Genomic DNA, 13,131 nt, shown 5'->3' with positions numbered 1-13,131 from the left:
GTTTCAGACCCGCAGGCAGGCCATGGATGAGGTGATTGACTGGATGACTTTCTACAACCACCGCAGATTGCATTCAACCTTAGGGTGTGTCAGTCCCATGCAGTTTGAACAAAACTGGCACGCGGCACAGTTCAAAAAGGCCGCATAATAGGGTTGCTAAGATGTACGTCAAACAGGGGCAAGTTCAGTGCAGATTAATGGCCTACAACGCCATTAACACGGACAGTAAAGAGCGGAGAGAGGTCGCGCCTATACAACTTATTGGTCTTACAGAGCAAGACGGATTCCGACCATCTTTAATGCGGTTGTACAGGTCCATTATGCGTGGCGCGCAATATTGCGCAGGCCGCCAAGCAGATCGCCCGCACGGACTCGCCAATTAATTCCGGACCGCGATAGATTAGCCCCGTATAGATTTGAACCAAGGCGGCCCCTGCCTGTATTTTCTCCTGTGCGCTTTCCCCATCCAGGATGCCTCCCACGCCGATGATGGGTACGCGCTCTCCAAATATGCCGTGCAAGTTTCGGATGACTTCCGTGGAGGAGGTGCGTAGCGGCGCGCCGCTCAATCCGCCGGCTTGTTCACTGTGGACGAGGCCTTCCACGCCCCGGCGAGAGACGGTGGTGTTGGTGGCGATGATGCCATCGATGCCATGCTCCAGCACCAGCGCCGCGATGGTTCGGATTTCCTCATGGGTGAGGTCGGGCGCGATCTTGATGACCAGAGGCACGTAGCGGCCTTGCTGGCGCTGTAGGTTTGCCTGCTCGGTTTTTAGCGTTGCCAGTAATTGCGCGAGCGCTTCGGATTGCTGAAGCTGCCGCAGGTTTTGCGTGTTCGGCGAGGAGATGTTGACGGTGATGTAGCTTGCCACGCCGTATACCTTGCGCATCGCGATGACATAGTCTTGCGCGGCGCGCTCCATGGGCGTGTCGAAGTTCTTGCCGATGTTGATCCCCAGAATGCCTTTGTAACGCGATGCCTTGACGTTCGCCACGAGGCGGCCGGCACCCAGGTTGTTGAAGCCCATGCGGTTGATGAGGGCCTGGGCAGGCGGGATGCGGAATATCCGCGGGCGCGGATTACCGGGCTGGGGGCGTGGCGTGACGGTGCCCACTTCGATAAAGCCAAAACCCAAGGCGGAGAGGGAATCGATGTGCTCGCCGTTCTTGTCCAATCCCGCCGCCAGGCCCACGGGGTTCGGAAAGCTCAGGCCCATGACCTGTACCGGATAAGGCGGCACGCAAGGGGCGGCGAGGCGCGAAAGGCCCGCGCTATAGACGGCATCTAGCGCATTGAGCGTGAAGCGGTGAGCGGTTTCCGCCTCCAGCGAGAACAACAGCGGGCGTACAAATCCGTAGAGCATCAACGCCCGGAGAATTTCGCGGGACGCCGCTCCAAGAATGCGCGCAAGCCCTCGGTGGCGTCATCGCTGGCCATCAGGCGGGCCATCTCCGGCATCAAGGCCGCGGTAGCGGCGGCTTCTCCCTCGATTTGCGCCTTGCGGGCGGAAACGAGCGTGGCCTTCACGCCAAGCGGGGATTGCCCGGCGATGCATTGCGCCAGCGCCAGGGCACGGCCGAGGGATTGTCCCTTGGGTGTGACCTCCTGCACTAGACCAAGCCTGTGGGCCTCTTGCGCATTGAGTTCGTCGCCGGTGAGTAGGTAGCGCATGGCGTTGCCCCATCCCAATTCCCGCACGAGACGCACCGTGGCGCCCCCGACGGGATAGATGCCGCGCTTGACTTCGATTTGCGCGAAGCGGGTGTCCTCGGCGGCGACGCGTATATCGGCCGCCAGCATCAACTCCATGCCTATGGTGAGACACCAACCTTGCACGGCCATGACCAGAGGTTTCGATAAATCGGGTTGGTCGCAGCGGCGAAGTGGATCCACACCTCCCTCGGGTAGCGGCGGCATGCGGCCATCGCGCAGGAACGGCATCCACTCCGGGAGTTCCAGACCTCCGGTGAAATGCTCGCCGTGACCGAATAGAACGCCACAGCGCAGCGTCTCATCGCGATCGAGCTCGCCCAAGGCGCTGGCCAGTTGCGCGTACATGGCGATGTCGAAGGCATTGCGCTTGGCCGGGCGGTTCAACCCGATGAGCGCAACGCCTTCCAGCCGCTCGAAGCTGACGCGCTCCTCAAGCATCGGGGGCGCTTGGCGCAACGGGTTGCCAGCGCCCGCCCATCAGGCCCTCGATGGGCCGGAAGTTGACCTTGTAACTCATCTTGCGGCTGTGATCGATCCAGTAACCGAGGTACAGGTACGGCAGGCGCAGCCGCCGGCAGTGGTCGATTTGCCACAGCACGTTGTAAGTTCCCAGGCTCGCCCCTGGCAAGCCGGGTTCGAAGAAGGTGTAGACCGAGGAAATGCCGTCTTCCAATTGGTCGATGATGCTTACCATGACCAACTTGCCGTGCTCGCGAAACTCCACCAAATTGGAGCGCACGTTACTTTGCAACAGGAAGTGGCGGTATTGCTCGCGGCTGTCGTGATCCATGCCACCGCCTGAATGCCGGCTGGCCTGATAGCGCAAGTACAGCGCGTAGTGATCGGGGCTGTATTTGAGATCCATCAGGCGCACGGACAAATCCGAATGCCGGGTAAAGGCGCGGCGTTGCGAGCGCGTGGTTTTAAATTCGGAGGTAATCACGCGCACGGGCACGCAAGCCTTGCATGCGTCGCAATAGGGGCGGTAGGTGAAAGCGCCACTGCGGCGAAAACCGGCTCGCACCAACTGGCTGTAGATCATGGTGTCGATGACGTGGCTGGGTGTGGCTACCTGGGAGCGCGCCAGATTGTCCTGAAGATAGCTGCACGGGTAGGGCGCCGTGGCGTAGAACTGCAGGACAGAGAACGGCAGGTCGTTCAGTTGGGTCATGACGTTTCAGCGGTGCTGCGTTGCGGAAAGGCTCAAGGTGCGTGGCCACGGAGGACTTGGGTAGTTTACCAACTCCGCGAGTGCCGCCACGAATTGCGAACGCGGTATTTCCCTCGCGCCGAAGGATGCCAATAGGGGAGTGCGCATCTGGCAGTCGATGATGCCGTAGTCTTGGCCTCGGAGATGATGTACGAGGTGCACGAAGGCCGTCTTGGAAGCATCGCTCTCGCGGGCGAACATCGACTCGCCGAAGAAGGCGCGCCCCAGGGCGATGCCGTAGAGCCCGCCCACTAGTTGGTCGTCCCGCCAGGATTCCACGCTATGGGCGAGACCCTGCGCATGCAGCTCGCAGTAGGCGTGGGTCATCTCCTCGGTGATCCAGGTTCCCGCCTGGCCCGCGCGCGGTTCGGCGCAATCCCGCATCACCTGGCGAAATGCGGTGTCCACGCGAATATCGAAGAGTGGCTTCTTCAATGTCTTCGATAACGAGCGCGGGATACGAAGTTCGCCTGGATACAAGACCATGCGCGGATCGGGACTCCACCACAGAATGGGCTGGTCGTCGCTAAACCACGGAAAAATTCCCTGCCCGTAGGCGGCGCGAAGACGTTCCGGCGACAAATCGCCTCCGGCGGCGAGCAGGCCGTTAGGCTCGGCAAGCGCTCGCGAGAGGGGGGGAAAGCGGTGGGAAGCGCCGAGCCAGGGAATCAACTACTGCTGGTGAAACCATTTGTCCGGGCTGAGGCTGATGAGCCCGCACGCGACGCGTGCGCCCGAATTTCCCGCGGGCTGAGATAGGAGGTCATCGGTGCCGCCGTGCACGACGATCGAGCGTCCGATGATGCTGTTCGCGTCCGTGCCCAGGGTAATTCCGGTGATTTCGGCGCGGTAGAGGGCGGTGCCCGTTTGGTCGGCGATAAGATTGCCCAGGTCTCCGGCGTGCCGTTGCGGTGCGCCGGGCGCGCCATGCTCGGAATTGTCTGGGTTGAAGTGCTGCCCGGCGCTGGAGGCGTCGGCGGCACTGCAATCGCCTTTCTCGTGGATATGGAAGCCGTGCAATCCCGGCGTGAGGCCGGTGATCTTGGCCTCGATGATGACCTTATCCGCCTTCTGTATGAAGTTCACCACCCCTTCCACATTGTGATCGCGCGTTGGCGCGAGGCGCGAGATTCCGGCGGGCGTGCGCACTTGCATATTGTTGCACCCGGCGAGCAGACTGGCCACGGTGAGAGCAAGGACGGCACGGTACATCGGGTTCTCCAAGTGAATCCAGTGGATGGCGGTGGTTTTTGTAGCACCGGCAACCTTGGCTGTCAAACGTATCCGGATAGAAGCGCGAGACGGCGCATCGGTTAATATGACAGCGAGCTAAATCACCTCGATCCATTGGCCATGCAGGGACGCTTCATTGCCTGAAACGCAACAAACCCTGAGCGCGGAGGAATTGCAGCGCGCCTTCTCTTTGTTCAACGAGGCCTCTGGCCGCTTGTCGGAGGCGTATCAGGAACTGGAGCAGCAGGCGCAGCGCTTGAGCGGGGAGTTGGAAGTCGCCAATGGCGCGCTGCGCCAGCAATACCAAGAAAAAGCGGCGCTATCGTCACGCTTGTCCGCTTTTCTGGATGCGCTTCCCGGCGGAGTGGTCGTGCTCGATGAGTTGGGTGTCGTGATGGAACTCAATCCCACGGCGAAGAAGTTGTTGGGAGAAGCGGTCTTTGGCATTCCCTGGCGCGATGTGGAGGCTCATCATCTGAAATCCACTCCAACGGCGGGCGAGTGGTGCATTGGTACGCCCGGGGGCGAGCGCCGCCTGAACCTGACCTCGGCCGCCCAGGAAGGCGGGCGCATTTTGCTGCTCACCGATATTACCGAAGCCCATGAGATGCAGGCGCAGTTGGAGCGCCATAAACGCCTGTCGTCCATGGGCGAAATGGCCGCTGGCTTGGCGCATTGCTAACTCCGCTGGCGCCTGGCCGGTGAATCCGCCACGCAAATCGTAACGCCACGCAATTCGCAAGGGCTGGCGTCCCGAATACCATCACGAGCATGGTCACGAATTGCGCTACACTACCCCGCCTATTTTTTTACCACGCGCCGAGGGACTCATGCTGACCGGTAGTGTTGTGGCCATCGTTACTCCCATGACGGAAGATGGCCGCCTGGATATGGTGGCTTTCAAGAAGCTGATCGATTGGCACGTCGAAGAGGGAACCGGCGGCATTGTCGTGGTCGGTACAACCGGCGAGTCTCCCACCGTGGACGTGGAAGAACACACCCTGTTGATCAAGACCGCGGTGGAGCACTCCGCCAAGCGCATTCCCATCATCGCGGGTACGGGAGCGAACTCCACGCGCGAGGCCATCGAGCTTCAGGCGTTTGCCAGGAAGGCGGGAGCGGACATGTGTTTGTCCGTCGTTCCTTACTACAACAAGCCCACGCAGGAAGGGCTCTACCGGCATTTTCGCGCGATTGCCGAAGCCGCCGATATTCCCACCATCTTGTACAACGTGCCGGGGCGGACCGTATGCGATATGAGCACGGACACCGCATTGCGGCTCGCCGAAGTGCCCGGCATCGTGGGCATCAAGGACGCCACTGGAAATATCGAACGCGGATCGGAGCTGGTCCGGCGCGCGCCCAAGGGGTTTGGAATTTATAGCGGGGACGATGGAACCGGGCTGGCCCTGGTGCTCATGGGATGCCACGGCGTGATTTCCGTGACCGCCAACGTGGCACCGGCGGCCATGCATCAAATGTGTGACGCCGCGTTGAAGGGAGAAGCGGAGAAGGCGCGCGCCATCAATCACCGCTTGCTCGGGCTGCACCGGCATTTGTTCGTGGAAGCGAACCCTATTCCCGTGAAATGGGTCCTGGAGCAAATGGGCAAAATCCGCGGCGGCATCCGCTTACCCATGACTCCTTTATCGAGTTCTTTCCATCCGTTGCTACAGAGCGCGATGGAACAAGCCGGAATCTCGGCTAGTCTTCAACCGGCTTAAGACTGCACTTACAGGAACCTCAGCCCCACTCATGCATCACCGACTCCTTCCAGTTGCAGTACTTCTCCTTAGCGCCCTAGCAGGTTGTTCGGGCAAAGTCCTGGAAGGCCGGAAGGTGGACTATAAGTCCGCCAAGCCAGCCAAACAATTGGATGTGCCCGAAGACCTTTCCCAACCGCCGGTGTCCGATCGCTATGCCTTGCCGGACGCTGGACCAGCTTCCTATTCTCAATACAACAAGGAAGACCCGGAGAAACCCAAGGCGGACGCGCTCCTGCCTCAGGTACCTGGACTTCGCATCGAACGCGCGGGCACCCAGAGGTGGCTGGTGGTCGATCGTCCCGCGGAGCAAGTGTGGCCAGTGCTCAAGGAGTTCTGGCAGGAAATGGGATTCATCATCGGCCGCGAAGCGCCCGATGTGGGCATCATCGAGACGGATTGGGCGGAGAACCGCGCCAAGGTGCCGCCTTCAACCTTGCGAAAGTTGCTGGGCAAAGTAATCGACCAGGCGTACTCGACGCCCGAGCGCGACAAGTTCCGTAGCCGCATCGAGCGAGGCGCCGACGGGAGAAGCTCGGAGATTTATATCACCCACCGCGGCATGTATGAAGCCTACAAGGAGACCAATCGCAGCGGGCAGAACCCCACCATCTGGCAGCCGCGCCCCACGGAGCCGGAACTCGAAATGGAGATGCTGGCGCAGCTGATGCTGCGCCTGGGAGCTGGCGATGCGGTGGTGGCCAGGGAGCGGATCGAGGCGGTCAAGCCGGCCGAACCACGCGCCGCGCTCGGTAAACTCGCCGATGGGACTCCCGTGCTGGAAGTCAGGGATGACTTCGACCGCGCTTGGCGCCGGGTGGGACTCGCATTGGACCGGCTGGGCTTTACAGTGCAGGACCGTGACCGCTCCAGCGGCTTGTATTTCGTGCGCTATCAAAACCCGGATACCGCCAAAAAAGAAAGCTCGTTCTGGTCTTTCTTCAAACGGGACCCCAAGGCGCCCGAGCCAGATCAGTACCGCGTAGCGGTGAACGAAGCCGACGCGGGGTCCGAGGTCCGCGTGCTCAACGCCCAGGGCCAGCCGGAGAAATCTAATACCGCTTCGAGAATTCTCGCGTTGCTCGAGGATGATCTTCGTTAGCGCCGCTACCCAAGCGGCCGCGCGTCCCATGACGCGATGAGGTTCGCCGCGCTGGGCAGCGGTAGCCAGGGTAATGGGCTCGTTGTCGAGCACGATGGATGCCGGCTCCTCATCGACTGCGGATTCAGCGTCGCGGAGACTTCGCTTCGTCTTGCACGCTTGGGGCTCGAACCGAAGGATCTAAGCGCCGTGCTGGTGACCCATGAGCACGACGACCACATTGGAGGCGTGGCGCGGCTAGCGGCCAAATTCGCCTTGCCGGTGTGGATGACTCCGGGCACCTTGCGCGGCATGGAACGACGCTTCCAGTCCAGCGATCTGAATTTCATTCAGGGTTACCGGCCATTTTCCATCGGCGGCTTGCATATCACGCCTTTTCCAGTCCCTCACGATGCGCGCGAGCCCGCGCAATTCGTATTCACGGACGGCAAACGCCGGCTGGGGCTCCTGACCGATGCCGGTAGCGTGACGCCTCACATGGTCAGCACACTAACCGGATGCGATGCCTTGCTCCTGGAGTGCAACCACGATGCGGGCTTACTACAGCGTGGCCGCTATCCAGCGGCATTGAAGCAGCGCATCTCCGGACGTTGGGGTCATTTGGATAATGTTGCCGCCATGCAAATCCTAAGGGAAGTGGATCCCGCCGGAACCCTTCGCACGGTGGTGGCCATGCACCTGAGCGAGGAAAACAATCACCCAGACCTCGTAACGACCGCGATTGAAGCGGCGGCGAGAAATTTCAAGGGGCAGGTGTGCGTGGCGTACCAGGATGCCGGCACGCCGTGGTTATCGATTGCCTAGTGGCCATCAAACCCAATAAAAAAGCCGGCGATTGCCGGCTTTTTTACTAAAGTGCTAAAGCTATTACTTCTTCTCTTCGGGTTTTTTCTCAGTCGCAGCGGCGTCAGGTGCGGGAGCGGGAGCAGCGGCATCTGGAGCCGGGGCAGGCGCGGTGGCCGCGGGAGCCTCAACCGCGGGGGCCGGAGCAGCAGGAGGGGGCGCTTCTTCTTTCTTGCCGCATGCAGTCAAAGCGATCGCCAGAATTGCACCTACGAGGAGTGCTTGTTTCATTGAGTTTCCTTATACATTGAGAGGAATTTTAGATCGTCAGGCCGGGTCCGGCAACGATCAGGCGCAGATTCTACCAAGATTTGAAGTCAAATATAGGGGTAATCCGTACTTTTCCTCCAGCCCCTACAACCCAAGCACGGTTGCCGTCACCGCCGGCGAAGAAAGCTCCCACATCTCGTCGAAGCGGCGCACCAGCTCCAGCGCGGTGGTTTCATCGCCCAGGCTTGTAACGCCCCGGCTATCTTCATGGTGAAAGCGCCGCACATACGTCATGTGGTCCGCGACGCTAAAGGGATCATGAATGCGCTTGGCTTCAGGGGGCGTTTCGTGGATGAGCACCGCATAACTGTATTGCCGCAGCAGTTGTACAAGGCGGGGGCAAGAACGCGTGATCGCGGAGGGGTCGTGAACCAGAATCCTTATTTGGCGGGTGCGGCTTGCCAGTAAGAAGGTGCGCAGCACTTCATACCGGCGAGCGCTGTTGAAGCGCGTGCTTAACTGAGGTTCGAAGATGCAGAGGCGCGCGCGCTTGCGCGAGCAATTCATCGATCGCGATCTCGTAGTGTTCGAGACCTTCGAAGTGGCGGATGTTTGGAGAGGTTTCCATTAGGTTGCCGGCGCATGGCATTCACGAGCTTTTCACGAGCAAATAACCCGCCCGGTACCAGTCGTGGAGTTTGTCCAGGGTTGCGCTATCCACCGTGATCCCGGGCGCAAGACCGCGGCTGTTGGCCAATTCGGCCAGATGGGTGCCTGCCGTATGTTCAAGGTGTTCGCCGTTGATGAATACGTGATTTTGGTACCACAACATCCGAGCGCGAAGATCCAGTTCGGCGCCATGTAGCTTGAGGGCCGTGGCAAATTTCGATCTTGAAAGCGGGCGTGTGGGGGGCGCGAAAACCACCTGCGGTTTGGGCTCCGTGAGATGGCGCCCGAGGAACTTCACGACGCGCGCGCGAGAAGTATCCAGCTTGGCGATATGCGAGCGCGCGTCCTCGATCATCTTCAGCGGGATTTCGGCCGGAGCGTTCGCGGGTCGCATGGCCGGGTCCCGGTAGATTCCTTCAATGCTAAGGTGGTCCTCCAAGTCAGTGAGAAATCCGCTGGCGAGTTCTTGAAAGGAGGGTGAGCGAAATCCAATGGAGTAGGTCATGCATTGCCCCATGGCGACGCCACGATGCGCGACGCCCGGCGGGAGATAAAGCATGTCTCCAGGATTGAGCACATGCTCCTCCTCCGCGCGAAATTTCTTGAGAATTCGCAGCGGAGCGTTGTCAAGGAGCGCAAGATCCGTCTGTGTACTCCATTGCCAGCGCCGCTGCCCGTGGCCTTGCAGGAGAAACACGTCGTAGCTGTCGAAGTGCGGTCCCACCCCGCCGCCATCCGGAGCCAAGCTGATCATGAGATCGTCCATGCGTGCATAGGGAATGAACCGGAACTGCATGAGCAGATCATGGGCGCTCCGCAGGACGAGATTCACATCCTGCACGAGAAGCGCCCACCCTCTGCCGGGCAAGCGGAGTAGTTCGCGGATACTGAACGGACCATGCCGTACCTCCCATTGCCGGCCTTGTTTTAGTACGAGACGAGACCGGCAATCTTCCTTGCAAGCCAGTTTGACCAGATCGTCCGGCGAGACCAGATCCTTGAAGCCAGGAAAGGCCCCCTGAATCAAGCGCGGATTACGCTGCCAATGACGCCTAAGAAATGTATCTGGGCTAAGTCCTCCCAAGAGCGTCGAAGCGAATGGGGTTGAAGCGAATGCCTTGGCCATGGAGTTGCTGGGAGTAAAAAAAATTAAGATAGAATCCAATGACCCGAAGGTTGTCCTGGGTCCACGGAGTATTCTTTATTCATCTGACCACCTCTCACTTCGCCATGCTGAAGCCCGGAGACCAGGCGCCCGATTTTGAATTACCCGACGCCGATATGGACGTTGTGAGCCTCGCCGGGTTGAAGGGCCGCAGTCATGTCGTTCTGTATTTTTACCCCAAGGACGACACTCCCGGTTGCACCATCGAGGCCATTGAATTCAGTGAGCTCGAAGAGCGCTTCCAGCAGGCCAACACCATAGTATTGGGCGTGAGCATGGACGACTGCGTTTCCCATGGCCATTTCCGGGACAAGCATGGCCTGGCGGTGCGCCTGCTCGCGGACACGGACGGGGAAGTATGCCGCCTGTACGGTGTCGTCCAAGAGAAGGAAACGGAAGGCAGTAACGGAAAAGACGGGGAAAGAAAGCGGATGGTTTCCCGTTCGACCTTCGTCATAGACAAGAATGGCATCTTACGCCACGTTTTGACAGGCGTGTCTCCGCGCCATCACGCGCAAGATGTCCTAAAACTCGTGAAAGAATTGCACTAATGCTCATTACCAAGAATGCCGTTGTATCGCTCACCTACGAACTGACCGAAGGCGGCGGAGAACTCATCGAAAAAACCGATGCACCCATCACATACCTGCACGGCGGCCATCACGGAATTTTCCCAGAGGTGGAGAAAGCGCTTGAAGGCAAGAAGGCGGACGATCAATGCAAGGTCACTTTGAAGCCGAACGACGCCTTCGGAGAATTCGATGCGGATCTCATCCGTGACGAGCCGCGGTCGGCTTTTCCCAAGGATATCGAGGTGGGCATGCGTTTCGAAGGGCAGAACGAAAATTCCGGAGAGTCCGCCATCTACACGGTGACCCAGATCAATGACACCACCGTTTCCGTGGATGGCAATCATCCGCTGGCGGGCAAGACGGTGGTGTTTTCCTGCGCGGTAACCGGCGTGCGTAAAGCTTCCAAGGAAGAACTACACCACGGCCACGTGCACGGGGAGGGGGGGCATCATCATTAGCCCCGTTGCAGGCCTAAACTTCGGCTGGCGCTTCTGGCCTGGCCGGCTCGCTTCGCTTCACGGAATTCTTGTCCAAGCGGAAAACCACCGGGTGAACGCTTACCGGCTTGCCGGGAATCTGGGCTTTCTCCACAATCTTGGTTACAAGATCATGCTTGGGCGATTTATCGCAGACCGGGTCGGTGTTGGTAGCATCCCCGGTTAGTAAATAGGCTTGGCAGCGGCAGCCGCCCCAATCCTTCTCCTTCTCGTCGCAACTACGGCAAGGTTCCTTCATCCACGTATCGCCACGGTAAGCTTTGAAGCCGGGCGACTCCTGCCATATCCACTTCACGTCGTGATCTCGCACATTCGGTAGGTTGAGTCCGGGCAGCATGCGCGCTTCGTGGCAGGGCATGGCGAGGCCGTCCGGCGCGATATTGAGGAAGGTGCTGCCCCATCCGTTCATGCACTTCTTCGGGCGGTTGGCGTAGTAGTCCGGCACCACGAAGTAGAGCTTCATCTCGTTGCCGATTTTTTCGCGGAATTTGTTGGTGACCTCTTCCGCGCGCGTGAGTTGCTCACGGCTTGGCAACAACTGATCGCGGTTGACCATGGCCCAAGCGTAGTACTGCGTGTTGGCGAGTTCCACGTGGTCGGCGCCGATGGCCACCGCCATGTCCAGGATCTGCTGCATGTGATCGATGTTCATCCGGTGCAGCACCACGTTGAGCACCATGGGATAGGCGTATTGCTTGATCAGCTTCGCGGCTTTCGCCTTGAGATCGAAGGTTTTGGTGCTCGACAGGAAATCGTTCATCTCCTTGGTGGAATCCTGGAATGAGAGTTGAATCTGATTGAGCCCTCCAGCCTTGAAGGCCGCGATGCGCTTTTCGGTCAACCCGATTCCCGAGGTCAGCAAGTTGACGTAGTAGCCCAGCTTGCCCGCTTCCGCGACGATGTCCTCGCAGTCATCGCGCATGAGCGGTTCGCCGCCGGAAACACCCAATTGCACGGCGCCCAATGCGCGCGCCTGGCGCAGCGCCGTGCGCCACTCATCGGTGGTCAATTCCGGGCCGGTCTTGGCGTAATCCACCGGGTTGTAGCAGAACACGCAGTGCAGCGGGCACTTGTAGGTGATCTCCGCGTTGACCCACAGGGGGCCGTGCGAGGCGAAGGTGGCGCTAGGGTTTGACGCGGATCCAGCCTTTTCCATGTGCGTGCTCCAAAAAACCGATGACATCGGGGCGCAGGTCGTTGCCCGGGAAAGCCTGCTCCAGCTTGGCGACGATACCGTCTAGGGTGTTCGTCCCGTCCACGTACTTCATGATCTCCCCCGAGCTACCCTTGAGTTGCACCAGGCCTTCCGGGTAGAGCAGCACGAAACAATCCTGCGCTGGTTCCCATTGGAAGCGGTATTGGCGCTGAAGTTCGATGATTTGGTCAAACGGTAGAGAATCACTCATCTGGCATCCTCGTGCCTTGTCCCGCTTTCTCCGTGCCAATGCCGTAGGCGATTTGCATGGCATCCAACATGGCCCAGAGGATATCCAGTTTGAATTGCAGGATATCCAGCGCGCGTTGTTGCTGCTCGCGCGTCTTGAAATATACCAGCGTGACATCGAGCCCGTGTTGCACGTCGCGCCTTGCCTCCGAGAGGCGCTTGCGGAAATAGGCGTAACCGGACTGGTCGATCCAAGGGTAATGCTGGGGCCAGTTGGCCAAGCGCTCCTTGTGAATCTCCGGAGCGAACAATTCCGTCAAGCTGGAACATACGGCCTCTTGCCAGGGCGCGCGGCGCGCGAAGTTGATATAGGCATCCACCGCGAAGCGCACGCCGGGTAGTACGTGCTTTTGCGACATCACCTCCTCGCGCGAGAGTCCCACGGCGAGTCCCAGAGTTAGCCACGCCTCGATGCCCCCTTCGTCGCCTTGCGTGCCATCGTGATCGATGATGCGCTGAATCCATTTGCGGCGGTGGTCGCGGTCCGGGATGTTGGTGAGTACGCCAGCGTCCTTGATGGGGATGGCGAGTTGGTAATAGAAACGGTTGCACGCCCAGCCTTGAATCTGCTCGCGGGTGAGCTTGCCGCTATTCATCGCCATCTGGTAGGGATGGTAGATGTGATAGCGCCTGCCCTTGTTGCGCACGCGCTGCTCGAATTCCTCTTTGCTCCACGGCATCACGTCTTGGGCGCCCCTGGTCTTCCTCT

General features: G+C 59.7%; 18 protein-coding genes. 7 read left to right on the top strand and 11 right to left on the bottom strand.

The features are described 5' to 3' along the window. A partial coding sequence (locus EXR36_13270) for an IS3 family transposase (GenBank protein ID MSQ60575.1) occupies positions 1 to 148 on the top strand: 148 nt, incomplete at its 5' end. A gap of 148 nt (positions 149 to 296) precedes the next feature. Here EXR36_13270 and EXR36_13265 read toward each other — a convergent pair. From EXR36_13265 to EXR36_13245, 5 genes are read right to left on the bottom strand one after another with little or no spacing between them, the layout of a single operon-like run. Next, positions 297 to 1,367, bottom strand: coding sequence for a quinone-dependent dihydroorotate dehydrogenase (locus tag EXR36_13265; GenBank protein ID MSQ60574.1), 1,071 nt, complete (start codon positions 1,365 to 1,367; stop codon positions 297 to 299). Further along, complete coding sequence (locus tag EXR36_13260; protein ID MSQ60573.1) at positions 1,364 to 2,152, bottom strand: crotonase/enoyl-CoA hydratase family protein; 789 nt, start codon at positions 2,150 to 2,152, stop codon at positions 1,364 to 1,366. The genes EXR36_13265 and EXR36_13260 overlap by 4 nt, the downstream gene beginning before the upstream one ends. Further along, positions 2,145 to 2,885 (bottom strand): arginyltransferase, encoded by a 741-nt coding sequence (locus tag EXR36_13255; GenBank protein ID MSQ60572.1) that lies wholly within the window; start codon positions 2,883 to 2,885, stop codon positions 2,145 to 2,147. Before EXR36_13255 ends, EXR36_13260 begins: the two co-directional genes overlap by 8 nt. Positions 2,886 to 2,891: 6 nt before the next feature. After that, complete coding sequence (locus tag EXR36_13250) at positions 2,892 to 3,596, bottom strand: leucyl/phenylalanyl-tRNA--protein transferase (protein ID MSQ60571.1); 705 nt, start codon at positions 3,594 to 3,596, stop codon at positions 2,892 to 2,894. Then, positions 3,597 to 4,136, bottom strand: a complete 540-nt coding sequence (locus EXR36_13245; GenBank protein ID MSQ60570.1) for a superoxide dismutase family protein — start codon at positions 4,134 to 4,136, stop codon at positions 3,597 to 3,599. Between the two features lie 121 nt (positions 4,137 to 4,257). Here EXR36_13245 and EXR36_13240 point away from each other — a divergent pair, with 121 nt between their 5' ends. The 4 genes from EXR36_13240 (at position 4,258) to EXR36_13225 (ending at position 7,826) form a co-directional block, all read left to right on the top strand. After that, positions 4,258 to 4,839, top strand: a complete 582-nt coding sequence (locus EXR36_13240) for a PAS domain-containing protein (GenBank protein MSQ60569.1) — start codon at positions 4,258 to 4,260, stop codon at positions 4,837 to 4,839. A 148-nt stretch (positions 4,840 to 4,987) separates the two neighbouring features. Further along, positions 4,988 to 5,881, top strand: coding sequence for a 4-hydroxy-tetrahydrodipicolinate synthase (locus tag EXR36_13235; protein MSQ60568.1), 894 nt, complete (start codon positions 4,988 to 4,990; stop codon positions 5,879 to 5,881). A gap of 31 nt (positions 5,882 to 5,912) precedes the next feature. Further along, a complete protein-coding gene (gene bamC, locus EXR36_13230) occupies positions 5,913 to 7,022 on the top strand; it encodes an outer membrane protein assembly factor BamC (protein MSQ60567.1) in 1,110 nt (369 codons plus the stop codon). A 36-nt stretch (positions 7,023 to 7,058) separates the two neighbouring features. Then, positions 7,059 to 7,826 (top strand): MBL fold metallo-hydrolase, encoded by a 768-nt coding sequence (locus tag EXR36_13225; protein ID MSQ60566.1) that lies wholly within the window; start codon positions 7,059 to 7,061, stop codon positions 7,824 to 7,826. A 63-nt stretch (positions 7,827 to 7,889) separates the two neighbouring features. Here EXR36_13225 and EXR36_13220 read toward each other — a convergent pair whose 3' ends face one another. From EXR36_13220 to EXR36_13210, 3 genes are all read right to left on the bottom strand, one after another. Then, positions 7,890 to 8,096 (bottom strand): hypothetical protein, encoded by a 207-nt coding sequence (locus tag EXR36_13220; protein ID MSQ60565.1) that lies wholly within the window; start codon positions 8,094 to 8,096, stop codon positions 7,890 to 7,892. 123 nt (positions 8,097 to 8,219) lie between these two features. Beyond that, positions 8,220 to 8,642 (bottom strand): hypothetical protein, encoded by a 423-nt coding sequence (locus EXR36_13215; protein MSQ60564.1) that lies wholly within the window; start codon positions 8,640 to 8,642, stop codon positions 8,220 to 8,222. Between the two features lie 82 nt (positions 8,643 to 8,724). After that, entirely contained in the window at positions 8,725 to 9,870 is a 1,146-nt protein-coding gene (locus EXR36_13210; GenBank protein ID MSQ60563.1) for a cupin domain-containing protein, read from the bottom strand. A 104-nt stretch (positions 9,871 to 9,974) separates the two neighbouring features. On the opposite strand from EXR36_13210, the gene EXR36_13205 reads away from it, so the two are divergent. After that, on the top strand, positions 9,975 to 10,460 hold the full coding sequence (locus tag EXR36_13205) for a peroxiredoxin (protein ID MSQ60562.1): 486 nt from the start codon (positions 9,975 to 9,977) through the stop codon (positions 10,458 to 10,460). Next, positions 10,460 to 10,939: a peptidylprolyl isomerase gene (locus tag EXR36_13200; GenBank protein ID MSQ60561.1), complete on the top strand. Its 480-nt coding sequence runs from the start codon at positions 10,460 to 10,462 to the stop codon at positions 10,937 to 10,939. The genes EXR36_13205 and EXR36_13200 overlap by 1 nt, the downstream gene beginning before the upstream one ends. 13 nt (positions 10,940 to 10,952) lie before the next feature. On the opposite strand, the gene pqqE is transcribed toward EXR36_13200, so the two are convergent. From pqqE to pqqC, 3 genes are read right to left on the bottom strand one after another with little or no spacing between them, the layout of a single operon-like run. Beyond that, positions 10,953 to 12,134 carry a pyrroloquinoline quinone biosynthesis protein PqqE gene (gene pqqE / locus EXR36_13195; protein MSQ60560.1) on the bottom strand — a complete coding sequence of 394 codons (1,182 nt, stop codon included), beginning with the start codon at positions 12,132 to 12,134 and terminating at the stop codon, positions 10,953 to 10,955. Then, positions 12,103 to 12,384, bottom strand: a complete 282-nt coding sequence (gene pqqD / locus EXR36_13190; GenBank protein ID MSQ60559.1) for a pyrroloquinoline quinone biosynthesis peptide chaperone PqqD — start codon at positions 12,382 to 12,384, stop codon at positions 12,103 to 12,105. Before pqqD ends, pqqE begins: the two co-directional genes overlap by 32 nt. Then, positions 12,377 to 13,102, bottom strand: coding sequence for a pyrroloquinoline quinone biosynthesis protein PqqC (gene pqqC / locus EXR36_13185; protein MSQ60558.1), 726 nt, complete (start codon positions 13,100 to 13,102; stop codon positions 12,377 to 12,379). Before pqqC ends, pqqD begins: the two co-directional genes overlap by 8 nt. Between the last annotated feature and the right edge of the window lie 29 nt (positions 13,103 to 13,131).

It is taken from the genome of Betaproteobacteria bacterium, from assembly GCA_009693245.1.
In the GTDB taxonomy this organism is placed as follows: Bacteria; Pseudomonadota; Gammaproteobacteria; order Burkholderiales; family SHXO01; genus SHXO01.
The sequence above is the reverse complement of the archived record's forward strand: the minus strand, read 5'-3'. Positions and strand labels throughout refer to the sequence as shown.

Excerpts from the sequence above, each read along its gene's own strand:
- EXR36_13260 (MSQ60573.1), bottom strand. The coding sequence starts at position 2,152 with ATGCTTGAGGAGCGCGTCAGCTTCGAGCGGCTGGAAGGCGTTGCGCTC.
- EXR36_13255 (MSQ60572.1), bottom strand. The coding sequence starts at position 2,885 with ATGACCCAACTGAACGACCTGCCGTTCTCTGTCCTGCAGTTCTACGCC.
- EXR36_13245 (MSQ60570.1), bottom strand. The coding sequence starts at position 4,136 with ATGTACCGTGCCGTCCTTGCTCTCACCGTGGCCAGTCTGCTCGCCGGG.
- EXR36_13235 (MSQ60568.1), top strand. The coding sequence starts at position 4,988 with ATGCTGACCGGTAGTGTTGTGGCCATCGTTACTCCCATGACGGAAGAT.
- bamC (MSQ60567.1), top strand. The coding sequence starts at position 5,913 with ATGCATCACCGACTCCTTCCAGTTGCAGTACTTCTCCTTAGCGCCCTA.
- EXR36_13225 (MSQ60566.1), top strand. The coding sequence starts at position 7,059 with ATGAGGTTCGCCGCGCTGGGCAGCGGTAGCCAGGGTAATGGGCTCGTT.
- EXR36_13220 (MSQ60565.1), bottom strand. The coding sequence starts at position 8,096 with ATGAAACAAGCACTCCTCGTAGGTGCAATTCTGGCGATCGCTTTGACT.
- EXR36_13215 (MSQ60564.1), bottom strand. The coding sequence starts at position 8,642 with ATGAATTGCTCGCGCAAGCGCGCGCGCCTCTGCATCTTCGAACCTCAG.
- EXR36_13210 (MSQ60563.1), bottom strand. The coding sequence starts at position 9,870 with ATGGCCAAGGCATTCGCTTCAACCCCATTCGCTTCGACGCTCTTGGGA.
- EXR36_13205 (MSQ60562.1), top strand. The coding sequence starts at position 9,975 with ATGCTGAAGCCCGGAGACCAGGCGCCCGATTTTGAATTACCCGACGCC.
- EXR36_13200 (MSQ60561.1), top strand. The coding sequence starts at position 10,460 with ATGCTCATTACCAAGAATGCCGTTGTATCGCTCACCTACGAACTGACC.
- pqqE (MSQ60560.1), bottom strand. The coding sequence starts at position 12,134 with ATGGAAAAGGCTGGATCCGCGTCAAACCCTAGCGCCACCTTCGCCTCG.
- pqqD (MSQ60559.1), bottom strand. The coding sequence starts at position 12,384 with ATGAGTGATTCTCTACCGTTTGACCAAATCATCGAACTTCAGCGCCAA.
- pqqC (MSQ60558.1), bottom strand. The coding sequence starts at position 13,102 with ATGCCGTGGAGCAAAGAGGAATTCGAGCAGCGCGTGCGCAACAAGGGC.